The sequence below is a fragment of the Bacteriovorax stolpii genome (assembly GCF_002872415.1).
GTDB classification, from domain to species: Bacteria; Bdellovibrionota; Bacteriovoracia; order Bacteriovoracales; family Bacteriovoracaceae; genus Bacteriovorax; species Bacteriovorax stolpii.
The window spans coordinates 3,557,228-3,577,568 of record NZ_CP025704.1; the positions used below are offsets into that span (position 1 = coordinate 3,557,228).

Genomic DNA, 20,341 nt, shown 5'->3' on the forward strand with positions numbered 1-20,341 from the left:
TCTATTCCTTACTAACTTCAACGCATTCAAGTTCAACTAAATCCTTCAGGCTGTTTTGTCCGTGCATATCAATAATTAAGTGCAAACGGCCTTCGTTTGAGTTATTGCTGGCAAAGTGCTTAAGACCAGCATTTAAAAAGTAAAGACGTCCATCGGCCGGGTAATGAGCGCGGTACTCTACGTTATTGCGAAAAACGTGCATGTGGCAATTCGGATTGGTGATAATTGGTAAATGCAGTCTCGTAATATAACTTGGATCGTAGTCCACATGAGGTTTAATCGAAAAATTTGGCGACAAATACGCCAGTCGCACGCGAGTGATTTTATCTGAAAATGAATCCAGGATCGTTTCAAAAAGTCCTGTGACTAATTTGTTTCTCGTATTGTAATTAAGTTCATCAGCAACCGGGTTATAGTTTTCACTACCAGGGTCAAGGCGTCTTTGCCTGGCCATGCGCGAATTATTTGAACTTAAATCCAGTGGCTGATCCAGGTATTTTGGGTCGAGCTCAGTCAGGTAAATTTGGCGGTACTTTTCACCTTCAAGTTCAGCTGCCTCTTCTTCTTTAAAAAAAGAGTTTTTGTTAAAAGCATTCACTCGCACAAAAAGAGATTGTTTGGAATTTGAACTAACTTTGATGTCGTTGTAGTTGTCGAAATTTAAAAGATCGAGACTTTCGCAAAGTTTTAAAATCTCCTCAATAGGAAATTTTACATTGGCAATATAACCAAAGTTTGGAAGTTCTTTGCGTGTTTTTGTTTCAACCATTCTTACTGCCCTGCAGGGTCTAAATTAACATGACTACAAAGTAGAATCAAGGTTATCCTGTCCCTATGGATTTGTCTCTAGTCATCCCTACTCATAACCGCCACGAAAATGTGCTGCTTCTCCTGGATTCTATCAGAGAGCAGGATCTGGGCGCTACAGTGATAGAAGTCATTGTTGTGAGTAATTTAAAAGATCAGGTTTTAGAGAAAAAACTAAAGGCCCATAAAGTTCCAACAAGTGTGTATTTCACTGGGAAAATCGGTGTTAATGCAGCCAGAAACCTGGGAGTGCAAAAGGCCCAGTCAAAAAATATCTATTTTCTCGACGATGATGTTCTCTTAAAAAATCCAAAACATCTTCAGCATCTTCTGACCCTTTCAAAAAAACATAAATCCATGGCCGCCATTGGTGGAAGTTATCTATTAAGCAAAAAGGCCGGTTTGGTTGATGAAATTTATCATCAGATCAGTACTGCCTGGATGAATAAAAAAAGCACTTATCTTCTAGGTGGTAATACACTTTACCATCTGGACTCCATCCATATTCCTTTCCATTTCAACGAAGGAATTATTTTTGGCGGATCTGAAACTGAACTCAATTTACGCCTGCATATCAGCGGGCATGATTTTCTTTTCTTAGAAAGCTTAAACATTGAACACGACACTCATCTCAATGCTTTTTCGTTAGCAAAAAAAGCTTTAAGGCAAGGAATGGGACGATCTTTTCATGAAGATATAGTTCCAAAGTCATTTTGGAGCGTGGACACAAATAGCTCTCAAGATATTCTTTCACGTTATCAACATTCTAAAATTCTTTATTACTCTGCGCTTTGCCACTTAGCTCTTTATGAATTCTTTTTTCATGTCGGCTACAGGCATGGAAAAAAAGAGCACAATGGACCGCTTTCTCTAAAAGTCGTTTTCACTTCTATGCTTAAAACTTTTTTTCAAGTCGACTCAGATAAGATCCTCTACATACCCAATCCAGATGCAACACCTTTTCACCAGAAGGCCTTTCCATCCTTAAAGTTTAAGGAGTTTCATCACTGGACTAAGGCCAATGTATGGTGGAAGATCCCAAATTTTATTTTCTGGAAAGCAGTTCCGCCCCTGGTGACAGTTTTTGTCTGCGCTCTTTGGACATTGATCCCCTTTAATACAATTGGGCTTCGTGTGCCTTATGACCGCGCTGTAAGTCGTTTCGAAAGATTATTTAAAAAGGAAATTTAGTCCGCAAGCTTACGGCAGTGTTCGTAGAAGTCTTTCATTTCGGGGAAAGTTTTTAAGAAATCCGTTCCACGTCTTTTGTCGTGCTCACTAAAGAAAGAATAGAAGTCTCTTTGATGCTTATAAAGCTCTTGCTCGTCTTTTTTATTCTGAGGCTGTTTTGATTCCATCCAGTCTAAAATGCGTCTCATTTTTAGCGTTTCAGCAGGCTTTATCCCGAAACGGTTGTCTTCTCTTTCTTCCATGAAAGCGATGATTTTTTTCATATGCTCCTGGTAGTCAGGGGTCAGGGCCGCACACGACATAAACATAGGGTATTTTAAATGTGGAAGATCAATATAGATTTGTCTTCCTACACTTGCAAAACGCTTGCGAAGAGAAATAACCCATTCAAGAAATGGGATAAATCCCACGACACTAAGAGCATTAAATGTGCAGGTGAAAGAAATAGATGAAGTTGGAAGCTCTGTTAAATAGCGCTCTACATAGCCTTCAAAACGCTTAAAATCCAATCCATGCCTGATGTATTCGGCGTGAGAGCCGTAAGTATCAAGGCTTGTGTGCATCATGAAATGCTTCACTTTTTTATTTTCAACAATACTCTTCGTCAGAGTCATGAATTTATCAAACTGCTTTTCCGGCACACCTAAATTCGAATTTACTGAAAGCTCCAAATGTGGAAGAGGTTCTTCATCAATCAGGCTTAAAAGCTTAAATGTATCGGGGATTAAAAGTGGCTCTCCACCTGTCAGTCTGAAAAACATCAATTGCTTTTTTAATGTCGGCCACCATTTCCAGAAAGCATCAACATAAGGATTCACTTCATCAGTAATCGGCATTAGACCTTGGGCCTTAAGCCAAAAAAGGGATTGGTGATCCGTGAAGTTGGAAAGTTTATACCCACCCTTCTCTTCAATTTCCTGAATCCAGGCCGTCGAATAAGTCGGGCCACAATAGCTGCATTTAAAATTACAAGTCGAACTGAAACTCACTTCCAAGTAAGACGGATTGATATCTTTATCCCACTTTGAAGAAGTAACTTCTTCATAAAAAGGCTTGATCCATGAATCCTGGCCTCGAAAATGGCGATCGCTGTAACGTTTTTCCGGGAGGTCTTCAATATCCCAACATGTCTGGCATTCGCTTGGTCTTTTCCCTTTTAGCATCATTTTGCGCAAATCTTTTTTATAAGACGTATTATGCAGGGCCGATGGATTCTTTTTGATTTCTTTTAAAGGAATCACATGGTGATGCGGCAAGTGACAACTATGAGTTCTTCCAAGATTTAAATGAATCGTCGAATGCATCCATTTGGCCATGCAAAAAGATGGCGAAACTGCATTGAGTTTTTGGACGGCTTCTTCAATGGAAGATGGATCATTGAACATGGGCATAATCGTATCTGAGAAAGAGGGTCAGTTCAACGAAAATAGTAAAAGGCGAAGTAGCGCAATGGACGTGATTATTATAGTATAACTCAATGAAAAAAACCGTCATTATCATAGGGGCCGGGCCAGCTGGGCTTACGAGCGCGTTACTTCTCGCCCGAGAAGGACATGACGTTATCGTCTATGAATCTGACAAAGAATATGTCGGAGGCCTCTCTCGCACAGTTCTTCACAATGGTTACCGCTTTGATATTGGTGGGCACCGTTTTTTTACCAAAGAGAAAGTTGTCAGTGATTTCTGGGAAAAAATTCTTCAGGATGATCTCTTAAGAAGAAAAAGAACCTCACGCATCTTCTACAAAAAAACATTTCTTTCCTACCCGCTTAATCCAGCTGAATTGATTTTCAAACTCAATCCTCTGGAAACTGCAGGGTTTATACTTTCCTTTTTTAAAGTCAAAATGTTTCCTCGTAAGAGAAAAGATAATTTTGAAAACTGGATTATTTCAAACTTTGGGCAAAAGCTCTACCAGGCCTTCTTTCAATCCTATACGGAAAAAGTCTGGGGAATGGAATGTTCAAAAATTTCTTCAGACTGGGCCGTCCAGCGAATCAACAACCTGAACATTACCGCCCTAATCAAAAAAACTCTTATGCAACTTTTGAGAATTAAAAATAATGATATCAAAAGTTTAATTGAAGAATTTGATTACCCCAAACTAGGTCCAGGAATGCTCTGGGAAAAAGTTCGCGATGAAGTTGAAGCGCTAGGTGGCACTATTGTGATGGGTGCCAAAGTAAACTCGATTCATCAGATCAATGCTCAATGGAAAGTTTCTCTTTCTAATGGTGAAGAAAGCCCTCTTGCAAATGATATTATTTCGACGGCTCCTCTTCGCGAACTCATTAAAGGAATTAATCCTCAACCACCGGACAATATTTTAAAAGCTGTTGAAAGCTTTTCTTATAGGAGCTTTGTCACAGTTGCCATCATGTTCCGTGGAAGAAACCACTTTCCTGATAACTGGATTTACATTCATGATCCACGAGTAAAAGTCGGCCGCATTCAAAACTACGGCAACTGGTCTGCAGCCATGACTCCTGGGCTAGACTGCGTTTGTTATGGACTTGAGTACTTTTGCCAACGCGACGACGACTTCTGGAAATTAACCAACGAAGAGCTTTTTGAGTTAGCTAAAAAGGAACTTGATATCCTGGGATTAAAATACTCACAGGAAGAGCTTGATTACAAAGTGATAAAATCTCCTTACGCCTACCCGATTTACGATCTTTCATACAAAGAAAGACTGATTCAAGTGCAAGAATACTTAAATCAATTTAGCAATCTTCATCCGATTGGAAGAAGTGGGCTTCATCGCTATAACAACCAAGACCATTCAATTAAAACGGCTATGCTTGCCAGTGAGAATATTAGGCTGGGACATAAGAAATTTAATCCATGGAAAGTGAACCAGGATGCTGAGTATATTGAAGAGATTAAGCTATAGCTTAGGTTTCATTTTATACACAGTGGCACCTTTATATGGATAAGACTCTGCCACATCGTAAAAATCACTCACAAATCGAACCTTGCACTTTGCTCTACTGTAATCAAAATCGACAAAAACAATGTCCTCAGTGGCCACTAGACCTTTGCGGTTAAAGCTGTTCATGCATTGAAGTTTGTTTGATTTAATGTAATACGAAAGACAATTGCCACAATTGATAATACTCAGTTTTTCTTTCGATAAGTCCTGCGACTTAAGAGCCACACCTTGTGAATCAATTTCATAAGGCCTGTGTTGAATGTCTTCCTTGATAAAACTTTTATAAATCAAAATGACCATGGCCAGACCAAAAAAGACATTTTGAATATTCATCTCGTCAAAAGCATCGTCGAGCATCGAAATAATCATTAACGGAATCAAAGGCAGGGTCAAAAGCAAGTGTCTTGGGTAAGCATATTCCGGGAAAAAGAGAAGAAGGAAAGCTCCTATTCCAGCCGTCCAAAAGAAGATTTGGACATAGTCACGGTCAAGGCCTTTAAAGTTCTTCTTTTTATAGAGATAAGTCCCACTCAAGATCAAGATCCAAAGAGAAAATACCCCTCCTGAAAAAATGAATGATAATTTCCTTAAGTAATCAACAATGCTTAGTAAGTTTCTTCCACTATTTAAGATCAGCATCACGCCTTTAAAACGGTATTCTACGTAGAGGGCCAGAGCGACTAAAAAAATCCCAATGTAGCGGTAAAAATATTTGCGGTGCTCACGTGAAGAAAAGAGATGATGCCCTAGAAAAACAAAAGAAAACACGACCCCTAGTGGATGTGAGAGGGCAAGAAGTAAAAGAGCTAAAGATGTCTTAACAATTTCCAACGAACTGCGATCAAAACAAGGAACAGGGTCTTTTTTAAAGTTATAAAGCACGACAACCTGAAAAAAAACCATCGTAGCATAAGGTCTCATTGAGCCAGAAAAAAGCAGTAACGGATGTGCCAGCATCATTAAACAAACTGCTTTTAAAGCATTGTTGCGATTAAAACTCAGGCGCGCCAGTTTATAGTAAAAAAAACTCAAGCCCATAGTAAAAAGAAGTGAAGGTAAACGAAGAATTCCTGAATTGTCTCCAAACATTTCAAAAAGCTTTTTAGCTAGATAATATGGAAGAGGCATCTGGATTTCAAAAGTTAAAAGCAATTCAGTTAAAAGCTTATAGGGAAACTGCGAGATGATGTCATACATCAGGAGTTCATCATACTGCAGGGGAATTTTGTTGAAGATATAAACATGAAGGACGAGGGTCCCCATCAATAAAATCCAAAGAATATTAAATTCTGCTTTTTTTTCGTTCATTACTGAATCGTTCTCTGGTCTAAGATTCCGTTTAGTGCTTTAAAATTGTTAAACTTTAAAAAATCATTTTTCTCGATGTTCATCACATAGAGGATTTCATTGTCTTGATTAATAAAGCGCAAATTCGTATCCAGATTAATTTTCTGGTTATTTTGAAAGATAATAGATTTATTCAGGACATTTTCCTGATAGCGAGGCTCGAAGCGTCCCCTATAGTCGTTTTTTATAATCCCTAGAGCTCTTCCTGTCGCTTTAAAAGTTGAATTAATCGCCTTTAGAAAGTAATAACTGTCCCATTTAATAAGTGAACGAATGACGTTGAAAACAATTTCATCTTTGACCAGGTAATAGTTTAAACGGATAGAATCCGGAATAAGTGGCTTTTTTACTGGCCCTTCAGGAGCCTCATTGTGATTTAGAGTGGTAAAATACTGCTGCCATTTTTTATTGTAACTCTGTTTTGTGTAACCTTCTGACAGAGAGCGCATAAAATACGAACCCCATCCTTCCCCATGATATTCGACATGGGCAACGGCCTGAGTCTGTGCTGTTAAGTCATAACCAGCAAGACTGACTCGTTTTGAAAGATCAATGTCTTCATGCCTTTCTAAAAGAACATCAAAGCCACCTACGAAATGAAAAGCCTCTTTACGGTACATACATGTCGCTGAATTTACCATTGGACTTTCAATATACATCAAACGAAGAATAATATTTGTCCCACTTGTCGATTCTGTTTGTTGGCGAATACGAAAGCGGTTTAAAGAAAGCTGGCCGTCTTGATCGCAAGGAATGATTCTTCCTTGTCCTCCACCAATATAGTCTTTATTAAAACCAGCTGCCAGGTGTTTTAGCCATCCAGCTTCGATGAAGACATCTGAATCGATAAAAGCGAGAAGTTCTCCTCTCGCCATCTTTGCCCCAGTGTTTCGAGCATAACTTCTTCCCTGAATCGTTTCTTTAACATAAGTCACTTCAGGAAAAGACTTAATGATTTCTGCAGTCTTATCTGTTGAGTTATTATCAACGACAATAATCTCGTATGAATTTTTATCGTAATCAGCATTAATCAGTGATGAAAGACATTTATGAATAGTTTTTTGGGCATTGTAGGCCGGAACGATGACACTAATAAATTTCATGTCAATTCTCTCTCAAACACTTTTTCTTTTTCTCCGGTTGAAAGCAAGCTTCCATGAAAGATACCGCAGAAATAAATCAAGTGATCAAAAAAAGTCCAGGCGACAGATTGAATAAAAAACCACGTCCCTTTTTTCTCTTTTTGTGAAAAAAATAAGTCCTTATTTAAAAGAAACCAGGCAACCAGTAAAAAGGGAGTTATTTCCGGCATAATAAAAAACATCAAAGTCATAGCTACAGCTAAAAGCACACTGGCAATTTGAGTTTTAGAAGTATGTCCAAAATTTTCCCGAGTGTAGAGAGTGTTCCATCTTTTAAATCCCCAGAAAGCTCTGGCGAAATAAGATGAGATAAGAAAATCATTTTTTACAAGCGTATAAAATGAATAGTTTTTTAAATGAGTCACATTTACATGTTTCAAGCAATGAATGCTGTGCCCTTGAGTCTTTTGTAAATACCCCCAAAGAGAGTCTTCAGTTAAGCGTAAATAAGTTGGCCATGGAATATAGCCGCTTGCTCTGGTTGCACAACAAGAACCATACACATAGTTCACATCATCGTGTCCCATGCTGATAATATGGTTCATATAAAGATTTTTATATTCGCTGAAAAAATTATCATGGCCTGCACTTGGATTCACATTAAGTGTGACCGTATGACAGCTTCTGAATTTCTCAAAATATTTTCTGATGTTTTCCACATTGTCTTTTGTAATCAAAACATCTGAATCGACAAAAAGATAAAGGTCATTTTTGGCCGATCCCGCTCCTTCGTTGCGAGCATTGGCTGCGCCTTGATTCTCACTCAATCTAACCAGGTGGCACCTAAAGGATTGAGCAATAGAGACAGTTGAATCATTCGAGCAATCATCGACAACAATAATTTCATCCATTTCCCCAATTGCTGAGGCCACTGACTTTAAACACTCTCCGAGCGTTTTCTCAGCGTTGTAAGCAGGAATAATCACCGATATTGAAAGACTCATGAACCTTGCCAAATGACATTACAAATTGAATGATAGTTCCTAGATACTTTACCATAACAGCTTTGAGTGTCAAAATGACTAGCATGGAAAAAGAGCCCCTGGCCCCAATGATGTCGGCCATCATTCACTTCACAAATGCACTGTATGATCCACAGTGTTTTGAGCTTATTAAAAAAGAAGAAATCAGAGACGTTTTATCTAAAGGCCAGCTTGAAAGTAAGATGTGGCTTCTTAGCGAATTTAAGCAAATATTTAAAAACAACCCACACCTTGATAATCTTAAAACCATTGTTGTTGGTGGTTGGATTGGTATCCTGGCCCGCGCCCTCAATGAATCGGACAAACGCATCACTGCTGACACTGTCGATATTGATCCGAATGCCACGACCATCGCGCGCCTAACATTGGACCTGGATAGAGGTAAGGCCTTCACCATGGATATGTTTGACCTAGACTATCGCAGCTATCAGTGCGTGGTGAATACATCTACAGAGCATATTTTAAATTTGAAGGCCTGGTCAGATAATCTTCCGAAAGGAACTTTTGTCGTGGCCCAAAACAATAATGGTCACAAGATTTCTGGACATGTCAATTGCGTGAACTCTAGCGAAGAATTGGAAAAGCTTTTAGGATTATCTGAAATTTATTATACGGGGACAAAGGCCTTTTCTCTTTATGACCGCTTTATGGTGATTGGAAGAAAATAATTAAAACTTAATCGCCTTGGATAATTCATTTACAACTTGTTTGTTGCCTAGAGCATTGAAGTGATAATCAGGTAAATGAAATTTTTTAACATCCATTAATCCTTTATGAATTTCAACAAACTCTATCTTATCTTCAGCCAGGTATTTCATTAAGTCTTTAGACCATATCGGCCTCATCAAATTATAATCGCTGATTGCGACGACGAAACGCCCCTTAGGAAATTTCTTCATATACTCTTCTTTCATTTTAAGAAAGATTTTAGAAATTAATTTGAAGTCACTTGCCCCAACCTTAGGCAAGTCTCCTATCCAATGAAATCTATCAATAGAATCAATAAATCGCAGAACTTTAGATAACCATCTCTTATTGAAGTATCCTTTTCGTTTTACTTGGTCATTTGAATCGAGCTCATACCATGGGCTCAATCCACCATCCCACTTAATAAACTCCTTCGTCCCCATCACTCTGACTGTCATCCATTGAGGGTAAAAGATATAAATCATCATGCCTTCAGGCTGTCTGATGGTTTTTTCCCACGGATAATTTTCCATCAAGGCCAATGTATTATTCGGAGCCCCACCACCATGTCCGTAATTGTAAGTCTCGTACTCAGGATGAGCTTGTCCCATTTGAAAAGTAACAGTGTCTTCATCTTTGTTACCGATACCAAAAGTATTTGAATCACCTGCAATGATAAGATGTTTTTTTCGCAGTTCTTTTGGTGGTGGAATCACACGCTGACCATATTCATTAATGTTGTAAAAAACATCAATACGGCCTGGACCATTGACCTCTTCTTTAATGTGCTGAATGCGCGAACTAATTGAATACACCCAGCCAATATTGAGCTTTAATCTTTTATACTCATAGAAATTGAATTTAGGCCCAATAAAAACTCTGGCTTCATCTTTAAATTGTCTTCCATTGGGAAGGGTTGTAACCATCCGATGAATGTAGGAAGGCTTTTCGGCCATGGCATTCATTGAAATGAAAATAGAAAAAATGAGCGACTTTAGCATCATAGACCTATTTTACCTGCAATCTACAGCTATACAAGCCAGGCTCTTGCATTCTTTCGCACTCTGAATTGCGAACCAGGCGTTTGAAGAAAAAATAGTGGTCTTTGTGAACGATAAACTGATTTGCTCCGGCGGTCATTTGTTCGTAGTTTTGATAGTAGTCTTTGCAGAGGTAGTTGCTACTTGGGAAGTAGAATTTTGGGCATGGGGTGATGAATAGACCTACGCCTTCATTGGTGCGAGGGACTTTTTCGTATTTGGTGACGAAAGAAGCGCCGAAGGTTCCTTGGAGTTGGTAGAGAGAAAATAAACTGACCATGGTAATAATTAATGAAATAAAACGTATCTCCAATCCTTTCAATAGAAAATAAAGAGGATAAATTAAAATAAGGAGGTAACGAGCTTCAAAAGAGGGAGAAATCCATTTTGATTTTCCATAAGCAATGGCTATAACTGTTAAAATAAAAAGAAACTCTCTACTTTTAAAAAGCATCCATTTTCTCTTATACAGAATTAAAATAAGCAGCAAGATTGAGAGATAACGTCCTCCAAGAAGCAGATTGACGGCACCAACCACATTAAAGAGAGTTGGCACTTTTCGATAATTATGAATCGCATTAAAGTCATTTAAAAAGTCACTCCCAAGCATTAATATGAGTCCGAGCACCAAAGTTGAAAAAGCAAAGACAAACTTAAGTCTCCAACTCTTTTGACAGTAAACTAAGTAACTCGCAGTCAGTAAAGCCTGTAGCGCTCCATAATAATGAGTAAAAATCAAAAAAAGGCATGAAATAAAGAATATTATTTGGGATTTCCGGGTGCTTTCCTTTTCTAAATTAACAAGCGCATAAAAATTAAAGATAGAAGCAAAAATCAGTAGAGAGTAAGGGAGAAAGAATGATGAATACATAAGAACAAATGGAGAAAATAGGAACATTCCCCAAGGGACAAGGCTCTCATTCTTAGTCCATGGAAACAATTTTTCCCAATAATAAGCTGAAGAGAAAAAAAAGAACAGCGATGGCAACCTTAATCCAAACTCTGAAAAGCCTGACTTAAAAATTGAATACCAGAACAAATAAAAGAGAGGCTGGTGTGTATCATACTTAATAAAGTGTTTCCAATATTCGAAAAAACCTCCCTTAGAAACAAAGCTATTCCAAATATTGAGCTCGTCGACAATTAAAGGATATTTCGCAATAAAGTACACATGCACTACGATTGAAAATAAAATGAGAAAGATAATGTTTTTTTTCATCGATAAAAGACCAACCATTTCAGTTGGTCGCTTCTTAAATATTTGTCTTTTAATCAAGTTATTATGATCTAATATTAGTATATAGAGAATTACTTTGTCTGGATCAATTAATGTTGAACTCGCTCCAAAATCATCAATGGATAAGACGAATTGGCCTTTGCCTTCTATTCTTTCTGATCGTTATCCTTTTGTATTATCCAACAATGGGATCTCTTCCCTTTTGGGATGATTGGTACTTCATTTTTAAGTCGTGGACTTTAAAGAATGTGAATCCAATTGAATTTTGGAAATGGGGCAACCACAGAAGATCTTGGCCGGTGTTTTACACCTCAGTCTCTTTACTTTTGAAGCTGTGGGGAACGAAGGTCATATATTACCATTTACTTAGCGTCATTCTTCATTCAATCAACGGACTTTTATTATACAAACTTCTAAAGGAATTAAAATCATCCTATGCTTTTTGGCTCGCGATTCTCTATGTTGTTCATCCTGCTCATTTTTTTACAGTGGCCTGGATCGTTCAAGTTAAAACACTAATGGCCATAACTTTTTTTCTCATGTCGTTCATTTTTTTTCTCCAACGTGACAAAAAACTTAACTACGCACTATCAATCTTATTCTTCTTACTTTCTGTTCTGTCAAAATCAGTTTTCACCCCATTGATTTTGTTAATGCCTTTTTCAAAATATCGCAAAATACTTTTGCCATTTATGATCATAGCTCTTTACTCGATAAGCTTAACTCTATGGTCATCTCATTTAAAAAGCCCACAAACAGCTTTAGTAAAGAATCATTATCAATATTATTTAATAAAAAAAAGCACAAGTCCTATGGTTTTTGCAACTGGTCCAGTTCGTCCGGCACCAATTCCACAAGAAAAATATGAAAACCCGATGGCAAAAGTATCGTTAAGCATGGCCAACCTAACTAAGTATGTTGTTTTTTCATTTTATCCCTGGAAAACACTTCTCGTACACCCGATGACAACCCTAAACGATTCTTACACTGACTTTGCTATCAATTTTATTGTTATACTCTTAATTGCAACGACAATTCTTTTTTATTATTCAATAAATGACACTCTTTTCCTTTACAGCTCAGCATCCTATTTACTCTTAATATTACCTCTATGTGGGGCTATATATATACCTATTTTTCATTATTCAAATTTTGTCGATTATTGGCTGAGTGCTCCTTTAATTGCATTTGTTTTTTGTCTATCAAGAATTACTCAAAAAAAGATCCTATTACCTCTCTTAACCTTTATGATTTGTTTCATGACAATAAAAACCTTTTCAAACGCTCGAAAAATGAAAACCCCGAATGAGATGATTTCGCTTTCAATTGAAAGCTCTCCCAAAAACCCTTTAATTCAAATGATGCTCGCAAAGCAATTTTTTTACGAAGGAAATTTTGTAGAGTCTAATAGTATTCTGCTAAAAATCAAAAAAGACTATTCTTTAGAAAAAGAAAAAATTGATAATGAGATTGAATTAAATTTAAAAAAAATGAATGGCGAATTCGTTGATGATCAAACACTATAAAGACTCTTATATTTATTTATTTTTATACTCAATACTGCTTTGGTATGGTTACCACCTAATACCTTCCTTTGAAGGCACCCAAAAATACCCCCTCCTAAATACCATCACAGCTCATGGACTATTGTTATTAAATGCATTCATCATAAAAAAAATAATCGGCCAACTAAAATCAGATGAAAAAATTGGTTTTATCGCTGCATCTTTATATATAGCCAGTCCTTCACACTACGATGTTTTTCTTTTCTCCTCAAAAATACAATTTCTTTTTGCAGAGTTTTTCTTTTTAATTTTTGTTTTATTATTTGTTAGAAATCATTTGAAAGCATCATTCATTTCTTTATGTATCTCAATACTACTAAACACAAAACTCTTTATAGTACCTCTTCTTCTTATTACTTCAAAAAAAACAACTAAAGAAATTAAAATAGTATCAATACTAACTTTGAGCTATTTTGCAACTCAACTTGTCCCTGATTTCCATACCCAAAAACAAATTTTGACTTCCGGTTACAAAACATTCTTCTATCAAGCAGAAATTATCTTTGCGCCAATAAACTTAAGTATATTCAATTATGGTCTGCTCTGGGAAAACTACCCAAACTTATTAACCATTTTAATTTTTTTCGTATTAATAATTGGATGCGCTTTTTTAAAGAAGACTAGAAACTACCTGTACTTTTGTGTTTTTTTAGGATTTACCACTACTTTTATTCCGATTAAAGAATTAATACGCTCAAAGAACGAATTTTATTACTTATTTCCAAGCGAAAATCCATTCATAATATTTTTTATTTTGTTACTATTCAGTGGAATTATTTCAGAAGTAAAAGGTAAAACAATAGCCATCTTAGCCCTTGTTTTTAACTTTTATTTTTTGTTTCTCACTCTCAGATTACAAAGTAATACAATTGACCTAATGTCATCTTGGAATGAAGCTATGAGCATTTTGAAATCACCATACCCCTTCGAAGGTAAAGCCAAGCTAAAATATGCTCAACTTCTATATCAAAATGGTGAATTGGATAAATCTCTCGAAGTTATTGAAGCAAATCGAAAAACTTTTCCATCGATCGAATGGTATGATCTAGCACTGGCAATTGCTGGACAAAGAAGAGATGATCAAGCGATAAAAAACATTCATCAGCAACTCATCGATGAGCGCATCCCTTTTATTCTTCCAGAATCTAACTAATACCCCCCCGCACTGTAATTTACACAAATTGGGGTCACTGTATTGAAACTATTAACATAGGTATAGGTTCCAGCCGAGGCGCAGCTTTTCGATTTAGTATATGAGCTACATGTAAAGGGTGCATTGGGACCTGTTGATTCCGTATCCATATCCGTAACATATGTATTAGCAGGACAACCAAGCCCCTTATATCTAATATCCCCACAACGAGTCTGCCCATTGGCCAGAATTTTTTCAGCATATTTGCCAGGAGGACAGGCAAGAGGTCGCGTATAACAAATTGGTGAGCCCGAAGTAGCTTGATAAGAATGATGTAATAAATTTGTATCCGTAGTAGGAAGACACTGTGAGGCACACCCGATCGTATTGCCATTATTAAAAACCATTGCCTGCCCATTAGGACAAATGGCCGGAGAATCGGGATTCGCACACTGAACTGTAGAATTAGAAATTGATGTCCCTAAATTGGGAAATGGTGTTGTGGTTGTTGGACAATCTGAAATTGGTAAATAACCACAATTAAATTTCAACTCATGCTGACTGGTTATCTCAACATCTTTTAAAAGATTTCCAGTTAAAACGCCCCCAGGTGAGATACATGATGTTGGCAGAACTTCATGTTTACAACTGATATCACCACCCGAATTAGCAAACAGGGCAGTCTCTCCCAAGCATGCACTCTGGACAGCTTGCTCAACTTTCGTACCGGTTAAAGCAGTATCCTCATCTGGCCTTGCATAACAGCGAGTAACCACTCCTCCTGCATCTTGATCAATGTACAAAGGAATGGTAACTGATGCATTTTTCTTAGCAGTCGTTTTCCCTTGAAATACCGTATATGAAGCAACGAGAGAATACTTTGTTTTAACGACAGATGAAGTAGTATCCTCAAGCAAAAAAATACGAGTCAATGTATGGGTTCCCCCTGCGTATGTACTTCCATAATTTAAAAAGTTTATCCCACCTTTTTTTAGATTAGAGATTTGCGAGGTATCTGGAGCTGCGGGATTTGCCTTTAAAGCCGCAATTGTTTTTCCGGCGAGGTTTGAATTACAAACTGTATAATCTGCAAGAAAAGCTGCAATTCTCTTTTTTTCGGCATCTTCTTTTAACTCAATTGTTTGTGATACGTTTGTCGTTTTAGCCGTCTTATTTAGGGATAAAAAATAGTAACTATTAGCTGCAATCAATGCAGTAATTAGCATTACAACAGGTAGTGATACCCCTTTTTGATTCATTTTAAGCATAATACGCTCAGGCAATTGATAATTTTAAACTCATACAAATTAATTTTTTACTTCTCTCTATATTAGAGCATAATATAGTAAAATAAGAATATATTATTTATAGAAAAAGGTATCGCTCATGAAGGATTCCAAAAGAAAACCGGGATTTACCAATCTTAAAAGCAGACAGTTAGGGTTCGGTTTAGTCGAAGTTCTAGTCTCAATAGGTATTCTGGGGGTTGTCGGGTTAGCCGTTATTAGCCAACAAAAGTTGTCAACCAAATCAGTCACTGAGATTTCTTCCGAAGCTGAGATTAATAATATATTTCGAAGAGTTATTTCTGAAATTAGTGACGAAGCTGTTTGTTCGACTACGAATAATTTTCTTGGAAAAAATCCCAACAATACAGCTCAAACGGCCCTCTATACTGCAACCGGTACAGCTTTTTTGCAGGAAAATGGAAACTACGGATTAACAGGAACTGGAGCAAGCACCACTTCACAAGGGCAAATTCAAGTAACAGATATCAGAACTGTTGCAAATGGTGTTAACGAAATGATTTTAAAAGTCAGCTTCCAAAGAAAAGGAGCTGGGCTTTTAACTTTTACAACTCCCACTGTTACAAAAGAGCTTCCTTTAAATACGATCCTGGATGCATCTGGGAATATCACATCGTGTTTTGGTAACTTTGATCAAATTGCAAAAAATGCAGTTAACCTTGCCTGTCAGGGTAATGCAGCTAAGTACGATGCTCCAACTGCAGCCAACCCATATGGTACTTGTACACATAACAATCTAGACATCACCAACACAGCTGCGGGATGCCCTGATGGACAATACATTAAAGCCGTCACGACTTCATCAGGGAGAACGGAATACACTTGCGCCAGCTTAAATCATGCCTGCCCTACTGGCCAATTTGTTACAGGATATGACAACGCTGGAAATGTGAAATGTGGTTACGCTTTAAAACCATGTGCCGCAGGTTCTGTCCTTCTTAAAAATTCGGCGGGCGCTTATACATGCACAGCAGTTGATTGCACTATCTACGGTATCTTTTATGCTTTTGCAGGTTTTAATGCAAACGGTGGAATTATTTGTAGAGAAATTGGTTTTCAACGCAATTGTGGTGCTAATAATTTTTCAAGACAAGTTAATGCAAATGGAGATGTCGACTGCAATGCTATGGCCCTAAATGCTAGAACGTGTCCAGAAGGTCAACGAATTACAGGTGTTGATTCTGCTGGAACCCCAACATGTGCAGCTTTTATTAATTTACCAGCTAGCTGTAATGCAGGTGAAGCGATGAGAGGTATTGATGCAAATGGGAATCCTATTTGTGACCGAGTTTATCGCTTAATGAGATGTAATGGAACTGGTTCTTCACACAATGATAAACACTGTACTGATGCTGGTGGATATGTAGCCAACATGGGTGGAAGTAATAGTATGTGTGTCTTTAATGGTAGCTCTTGTCCTTCAGGATGGGCCCGTTGCTCACAATGGGGCTATCAATACACTACTTCTTGTACAGATATTTCCAACACATACTACTGCGATGCTAACAGACAAACAAGATATGCTGTTCCTTACGGTGGTAGTGGTAACTGGCAAGACCAGCCCCAAAACTCCACAACATGTTACTCATGGAATGGTTACCCGAACACAAGCCATGCTTGCTATGCCTCGGCTTATACATCTGTAACAACTAATCAAACCCAAGTAGGATGTTACTAATGAAAAAATTATTTCAGTCTAAAAGTGGTTTCACCCTTCTTGAAATTACAATTGCAGGAGGTATTGCTGCTGCAGTTGCATTGGTGGCCGTTAGTTTATTAAAAACCAATGAAAAATCTATTAATAGAGTTATTGAAACTACTGAATCTTCATATATTAAAAACTTGATTATTGGGAACATGTCAAACCCTGAAGCTTGCAGAAGAACATTTGCCTTTCCGACCCCACAGCCAATTACAAGAACAGCATTAACCTTATACAGTAAAAACTTACAACCATTTTTAGCTCCGGGGCAACAGATTACAGAGAGTAAAGGAAGCAATGGTTCTGGAGCAATTAAGAATTTATTTACCATTAATACTATCAATTCAGCTGCAATTGCTGGTACTGATAAGTCATTAAGGCTTTCAATCAATTATACGATTGCCAATACTCTCGACACTGGTTCAAAAAAAGTAAATAGAAACTTTGAAGTGGATGTTTATATACAACGAGACAGTACTGGGACAAATGTCTCCAGCTGTTTCGTGGACACGGCTGCAATGATTAAAAAGGCCATCGAGAATAGCTGTAAAGGAAACGGAGCTGTGTGGGATACATCAAATAATACATGTACACACAACGTTCAGTTATCAGGTACACAAGTCACAGCAGGTACAACTTCCGTATGTCCAGCTAATCAGTTTTTAAAAAAATCCGTGTCTGCTTCAGGGATAACTAATTATACTTGCGCTACATATGCAACAGGTGGTGCTTCATGCGCCTCTGGCTTTTTTATGAATGGAATCAATCCCGACGGTACTCCCATTTGTATCGCTTTTAGGTCTTTATTTACTACTCCAGGAAGAGTTTTATCTGCGACAACAACCGGCTATCAGGAAATCGATTTAAACTGTACTGATTTGCCCGATGGAACACAAAGAGTTTTAAGAAGATGGACTTCAAGTGGTCCAGATTGCGTACCCAAAATTATTCAAAAAGATTGTCCTCCTTATCAGTACATTAACAATGTTGACTCTTCTGGAAATGTTACTTGTAGTGCTTTTACAAAAAATCCAAATGGGAATTGTGCAGCTGGCACATATGCAAGATCAGTCAACTCAGATGGTTCTATTCCAGCTGGGGCTTGCCAAGCATTAACAATCCCTGCAACTTGCTCTTCCGGTTATGCTATTAACTCTATTAACATAGCTGGACAAGCTACTAACTGTATTGACCGTCCTTATTAATATTTAAGGTGCCACAAAGTGGCACCTTAAAAGTTTTTTCACCATGAAAGAAAAATTAAAAACAATTAGCTTCTACACTATCCAACTTTTTATTTGTGCTATCATTCTCGAGCTTACCTGTAATCTTTTTCTACAACACTCTACAAATCCCCTTTATCGAGCAAGAAAAATTTTACAATACGATTTTGATCTTGGCTGGATGCAGAAACCTAACTTAAAAACAACTTTTGAAAAACAACCTGTGCTTACTAATGATAATGGGTTTCGCCTTCCTAAAAATAATAATCAAAGTACCGACGTTCAAATCCTCACTCTCGGCCCATCCTCTGCTTTTGGCTGGGGGGTTGCAAATGAAGACACCTACACTTCTATTATTGGTGAAAAACTAAAACTTAATCCACTCAATGCTTCAGGAATCGGTCACTCAATACTTCAGGGGCAAAAGATGTGGCAAAAAGTTTCTCCTCTTCTACATCCTCAGTATGCAGTGATCGCTTACGGTGTTAACGACTTGGACAAATTTCGTTTCTTTGATTCAGAACCAGTTAATGACCTGACTTTTTTTTCACAAGGGCCTTATGGACTTGCCATCGACAAAATGCAACTACCAACTGATTTTGCTTCATCTTTGTCACTTGTTTTAAGGCAGATTGAACACTCAATAAATTGTGAAAAGCTTGTCAACTCTGCTCAAAGAGTTGAGTGGAAAGACTATGAAAATGCTTTAACTGCTATGACCAATGAAATGAAAGAAAAAAACATTACACCTATTATTATCAATACACCATTTTTGTTAAAGCATAAGAATTCCCTTTTCAGTAAAACACTAATTGAAAACACTTACCTAGAAATGAAAAACCTTGCGCGCAATAAAAAATGTAAAGAAGCTCAGGAAAAATTAAAATTTGCAAAAACACTAGAACCAGATAATATCAATATTTCTGTTATTGAATTTAATGGTTTTTTAAAGAAGTTTTGTGAAGAAAAAAAATTGAAATGTATTGATAGTTGGTCTTTATTAGTTAACTCATCTGCAACTAATAACTTCTACGACCCAGTCCACCCTTCAGCTAAAGGCCATAAATTAATAGCCGATGAAATTGTAAAACTAATTCAGCAAAAAAATTAATTTCTCAATCTAGTAATCAAATCCCTCACAGAAGTAATCCCTTCAAGCGGCCTATACACACATCTAAACCCAAGATGCTTATCTCTATCCCAAATATTCAGGTTAATCGCCGTCGCAAAAACCCCAGAAACATCAGGACTTCCCTGCTCCCAATGCCCACCTCTGCAAATTCCATTTTTGTGTGCAACTTTGGCATTCTTAAAAGCACCAAACCCACAGAACATATTCGAAAGTTCAGGGTTATCACAATTAGTAGTCGGTCCAAAACGAGAAAAAGGCGGATTGTTGAATTTTACTAAACTAAAGGCAACATGGTTATCCGTGTTTAAAAGTGGCGAAGTGTCTTTAATCCACTCAGCAACGTTACCCGACAAATCCCAGATAACAACATTGTTTGGAAGTACGTGAGTTCTTCTAAAAAAGCTCCACACAGATTGAGAGCATTTTTCAGTTAAACCAAAACAAGCATCCTGATCATTAGTGCTCGCAGCCAGTGGTGCATTAGGTGATTTGTTCGCATGCCCAACATTTAGCCTACCGACATACTCGGCCCCAGAACTCCAATTCTCAGGAACTGAAGCAATATCTCTTGCGACAAGAGTCCAAATTTCATTTGAGATCAAATCGTATCTCTCACCATTTTTTTGGCAAGCAGCGATAGCTTCCTTAAGTTTGACCATCGTCCATGGAAGGCCTTGAGGTTGAGAGACGGCCTGGCCATTGGCCCCTTTTCTCATTTCGTATTTAGCAACACAGACTCTTGAAAGTGCGCCGTCGAATTCAACGTATCCGACAGGGCAAACCTGTGGGTTGAAATAGAAGAAATATGCGCTTGCGATGACGACGATCAAGACGATGATAATAGAAGTAATGGTAATTGTTTTTTTACTCATAATACCCTGCGTGGCAATATTGTTGAAAATCATTAATAGTAT

At 37.6% G+C, this 20,341-nt stretch carries 17 protein-coding genes; 8 read left to right on the forward strand and 9 right to left on the reverse strand.

The annotated features are described in order from the left end of the window. Position 1 precedes the first annotated feature (1 nt). Positions 2 to 769 (reverse strand): aspartyl/asparaginyl beta-hydroxylase domain-containing protein, encoded by a 768-nt coding sequence (locus tag C0V70_RS17595; RefSeq protein WP_102245174.1) that lies wholly within the window; start codon positions 767 to 769, stop codon positions 2 to 4. A gap of 65 nt (positions 770 to 834) precedes the next feature. On the opposite strand from C0V70_RS17595, the gene C0V70_RS17600 reads away from it, so the two are divergent. Beyond that, a complete protein-coding gene (locus tag C0V70_RS17600; protein WP_102245175.1) occupies positions 835 to 1,998 on the forward strand; it encodes a glycosyltransferase family 2 protein in 1,164 nt (387 codons plus the stop codon). Here the strand turns inward: C0V70_RS17600 and C0V70_RS17605 are convergent. After that, complete coding sequence (locus C0V70_RS17605; protein WP_102245176.1) at positions 1,995 to 3,383, reverse strand: twitch domain-containing radical SAM protein; 1,389 nt, start codon at positions 3,381 to 3,383, stop codon at positions 1,995 to 1,997. The genes C0V70_RS17600 and C0V70_RS17605 overlap by 4 nt on opposite strands. A gap of 92 nt (positions 3,384 to 3,475) precedes the next feature. Between C0V70_RS17605 and C0V70_RS17610 the strand changes: the two genes are divergently transcribed. Beyond that, entirely contained in the window at positions 3,476 to 4,891 is a 1,416-nt protein-coding gene (locus C0V70_RS17610) for an NAD(P)/FAD-dependent oxidoreductase (RefSeq protein WP_102245177.1), read from the forward strand. Here C0V70_RS17610 and C0V70_RS17615 read toward each other — a convergent pair. The 3 genes from C0V70_RS17615 to C0V70_RS17625 are packed head-to-tail and all read right to left on the reverse strand — an operon-like array spanning position 4,886 to position 8,363. Continuing rightward, positions 4,886 to 6,238 carry an ArnT family glycosyltransferase gene (locus tag C0V70_RS17615; RefSeq protein WP_102245178.1) on the reverse strand — a complete coding sequence of 451 codons (1,353 nt, stop codon included), beginning with the start codon at positions 6,236 to 6,238 and terminating at the stop codon, positions 4,886 to 4,888. The genes C0V70_RS17610 and C0V70_RS17615 overlap by 6 nt on opposite strands. After that, a complete protein-coding gene (locus C0V70_RS17620; protein WP_102245179.1) occupies positions 6,238 to 7,380 on the reverse strand; it encodes a glycosyltransferase family 2 protein in 1,143 nt (380 codons plus the stop codon). Before C0V70_RS17620 ends, C0V70_RS17615 begins: the two co-directional genes overlap by 1 nt. Then, positions 7,377 to 8,363, reverse strand: coding sequence for a glycosyltransferase (locus C0V70_RS17625; protein ID WP_102245180.1), 987 nt, complete (start codon positions 8,361 to 8,363; stop codon positions 7,377 to 7,379). Before C0V70_RS17625 ends, C0V70_RS17620 begins: the two co-directional genes overlap by 4 nt. A gap of 83 nt (positions 8,364 to 8,446) precedes the next feature. Here C0V70_RS17625 and C0V70_RS17630 point away from each other — a divergent pair, with 83 nt between their 5' ends. Then, positions 8,447 to 9,070: a class I SAM-dependent methyltransferase gene (locus C0V70_RS17630; RefSeq protein WP_102245181.1), complete on the forward strand. Its 624-nt coding sequence runs from the start codon at positions 8,447 to 8,449 to the stop codon at positions 9,068 to 9,070. Here C0V70_RS17630 and C0V70_RS17635 read toward each other — a convergent pair whose 3' ends face one another. Together C0V70_RS17635 and C0V70_RS17640 are read right to left on the reverse strand one after the other, a co-directional pair. Next, positions 9,071 to 10,093: a hypothetical protein gene (locus C0V70_RS17635; RefSeq protein WP_133566664.1), complete on the reverse strand. Its 1,023-nt coding sequence runs from the start codon at positions 10,091 to 10,093 to the stop codon at positions 9,071 to 9,073. 4 nt (positions 10,094 to 10,097) lie between these two features. Beyond that, a complete protein-coding gene (locus C0V70_RS17640) occupies positions 10,098 to 11,366 on the reverse strand; it encodes a glycosyltransferase family protein (RefSeq protein WP_102245183.1) in 1,269 nt (422 codons plus the stop codon). A 692-nt stretch (positions 11,367 to 12,058) separates the two neighbouring features. On the opposite strand from C0V70_RS17640, the gene C0V70_RS19100 reads away from it, so the two are divergent. Both C0V70_RS19100 and C0V70_RS17650 read left to right on the forward strand, forming a co-directional pair. Next, positions 12,059 to 12,892, forward strand: coding sequence for a hypothetical protein (locus C0V70_RS19100; RefSeq protein WP_133566663.1), 834 nt, complete (start codon positions 12,059 to 12,061; stop codon positions 12,890 to 12,892). Continuing rightward, entirely contained in the window at positions 12,861 to 14,084 is a 1,224-nt protein-coding gene (locus C0V70_RS17650) for a hypothetical protein (protein WP_133566662.1), read from the forward strand. The genes C0V70_RS19100 and C0V70_RS17650 overlap by 32 nt, the downstream gene beginning before the upstream one ends. Here C0V70_RS17650 and C0V70_RS17655 read toward each other — a convergent pair. Beyond that, positions 14,081 to 15,331: a hypothetical protein gene (locus C0V70_RS17655; RefSeq protein ID WP_102245186.1), complete on the reverse strand. Its 1,251-nt coding sequence runs from the start codon at positions 15,329 to 15,331 to the stop codon at positions 14,081 to 14,083. The genes C0V70_RS17650 and C0V70_RS17655 overlap by 4 nt on opposite strands. A 118-nt stretch (positions 15,332 to 15,449) precedes the next feature. Between C0V70_RS17655 and C0V70_RS17660 the strand changes: the two genes are divergently transcribed. Genes C0V70_RS17660 through C0V70_RS17670 form a run of 3 tightly spaced genes read left to right on the forward strand, consistent with a single transcriptional unit; the run spans position 15,450 to position 19,406 of the window. Then, positions 15,450 to 17,048: a type IV pilus modification PilV family protein gene (locus C0V70_RS17660; protein WP_102245187.1), complete on the forward strand. Its 1,599-nt coding sequence runs from the start codon at positions 15,450 to 15,452 to the stop codon at positions 17,046 to 17,048. Then, positions 17,048 to 18,277: a hypothetical protein gene (locus tag C0V70_RS17665; RefSeq protein ID WP_102245188.1), complete on the forward strand. Its 1,230-nt coding sequence runs from the start codon at positions 17,048 to 17,050 to the stop codon at positions 18,275 to 18,277. The genes C0V70_RS17660 and C0V70_RS17665 overlap by 1 nt, the downstream gene beginning before the upstream one ends. A 43-nt stretch (positions 18,278 to 18,320) precedes the next feature. After that, positions 18,321 to 19,406 carry an SGNH/GDSL hydrolase family protein gene (locus C0V70_RS17670; RefSeq protein WP_102245189.1) on the forward strand — a complete coding sequence of 362 codons (1,086 nt, stop codon included), beginning with the start codon at positions 18,321 to 18,323 and terminating at the stop codon, positions 19,404 to 19,406. Here the strand turns inward: C0V70_RS17670 and C0V70_RS17675 are convergent. Beyond that, positions 19,403 to 20,299 (reverse strand): SUMF1/EgtB/PvdO family nonheme iron enzyme, encoded by an 897-nt coding sequence (locus tag C0V70_RS17675; protein ID WP_158649737.1) that lies wholly within the window; start codon positions 20,297 to 20,299, stop codon positions 19,403 to 19,405. The genes C0V70_RS17670 and C0V70_RS17675 overlap by 4 nt on opposite strands. Positions 20,300 to 20,341 lie beyond the last annotated feature (42 nt).

Excerpts from the sequence above, each read along its gene's own strand:
- C0V70_RS17605 (WP_102245176.1), bottom strand. The coding sequence starts at position 3,383 with ATGTTCAATGATCCATCTTCCATTGAAGAAGCCGTCCAAAAACTCAAT.
- C0V70_RS17620 (WP_102245179.1), bottom strand. The coding sequence starts at position 7,380 with ATGAAATTTATTAGTGTCATCGTTCCGGCCTACAATGCCCAAAAAACT.
- C0V70_RS17660 (WP_102245187.1), top strand. The coding sequence starts at position 15,450 with ATGAAGGATTCCAAAAGAAAACCGGGATTTACCAATCTTAAAAGCAGA.
- C0V70_RS17615 (WP_102245178.1), bottom strand. The coding sequence starts at position 6,238 with ATGAACGAAAAAAAAGCAGAATTTAATATTCTTTGGATTTTATTGATG.
- C0V70_RS17675 (WP_158649737.1), bottom strand. The coding sequence starts at position 20,299 with ATGAGTAAAAAAACAATTACCATTACTTCTATTATCATCGTCTTGATC.
- C0V70_RS17595 (WP_102245174.1), bottom strand. The coding sequence starts at position 769 with ATGGTTGAAACAAAAACACGCAAAGAACTTCCAAACTTTGGTTATATT.
- C0V70_RS17610 (WP_102245177.1), top strand. The coding sequence starts at position 3,476 with ATGAAAAAAACCGTCATTATCATAGGGGCCGGGCCAGCTGGGCTTACG.
- C0V70_RS17670 (WP_102245189.1), top strand. The coding sequence starts at position 18,321 with ATGAAAGAAAAATTAAAAACAATTAGCTTCTACACTATCCAACTTTTT.
- C0V70_RS17630 (WP_102245181.1), top strand. The coding sequence starts at position 8,447 with ATGGAAAAAGAGCCCCTGGCCCCAATGATGTCGGCCATCATTCACTTC.
- C0V70_RS17640 (WP_102245183.1), bottom strand. The coding sequence starts at position 11,366 with ATGGTTGGTCTTTTATCGATGAAAAAAAACATTATCTTTCTCATTTTA.
- C0V70_RS17650 (WP_133566662.1), top strand. The coding sequence starts at position 12,861 with ATGGCGAATTCGTTGATGATCAAACACTATAAAGACTCTTATATTTAT.
- C0V70_RS17625 (WP_102245180.1), bottom strand. The coding sequence starts at position 8,363 with ATGAGTCTTTCAATATCGGTGATTATTCCTGCTTACAACGCTGAGAAA.
- C0V70_RS17665 (WP_102245188.1), top strand. The coding sequence starts at position 17,048 with ATGAAAAAATTATTTCAGTCTAAAAGTGGTTTCACCCTTCTTGAAATT.
- C0V70_RS19100 (WP_133566663.1), top strand. The coding sequence starts at position 12,059 with ATGATCATAGCTCTTTACTCGATAAGCTTAACTCTATGGTCATCTCAT.
- C0V70_RS17655 (WP_102245186.1), bottom strand. The coding sequence starts at position 15,331 with ATGCTTAAAATGAATCAAAAAGGGGTATCACTACCTGTTGTAATGCTA.
- C0V70_RS17635 (WP_133566664.1), bottom strand. The coding sequence starts at position 10,093 with ATGATGCTAAAGTCGCTCATTTTTTCTATTTTCATTTCAATGAATGCC.
- C0V70_RS17600 (WP_102245175.1), top strand. The coding sequence starts at position 835 with ATGGATTTGTCTCTAGTCATCCCTACTCATAACCGCCACGAAAATGTG.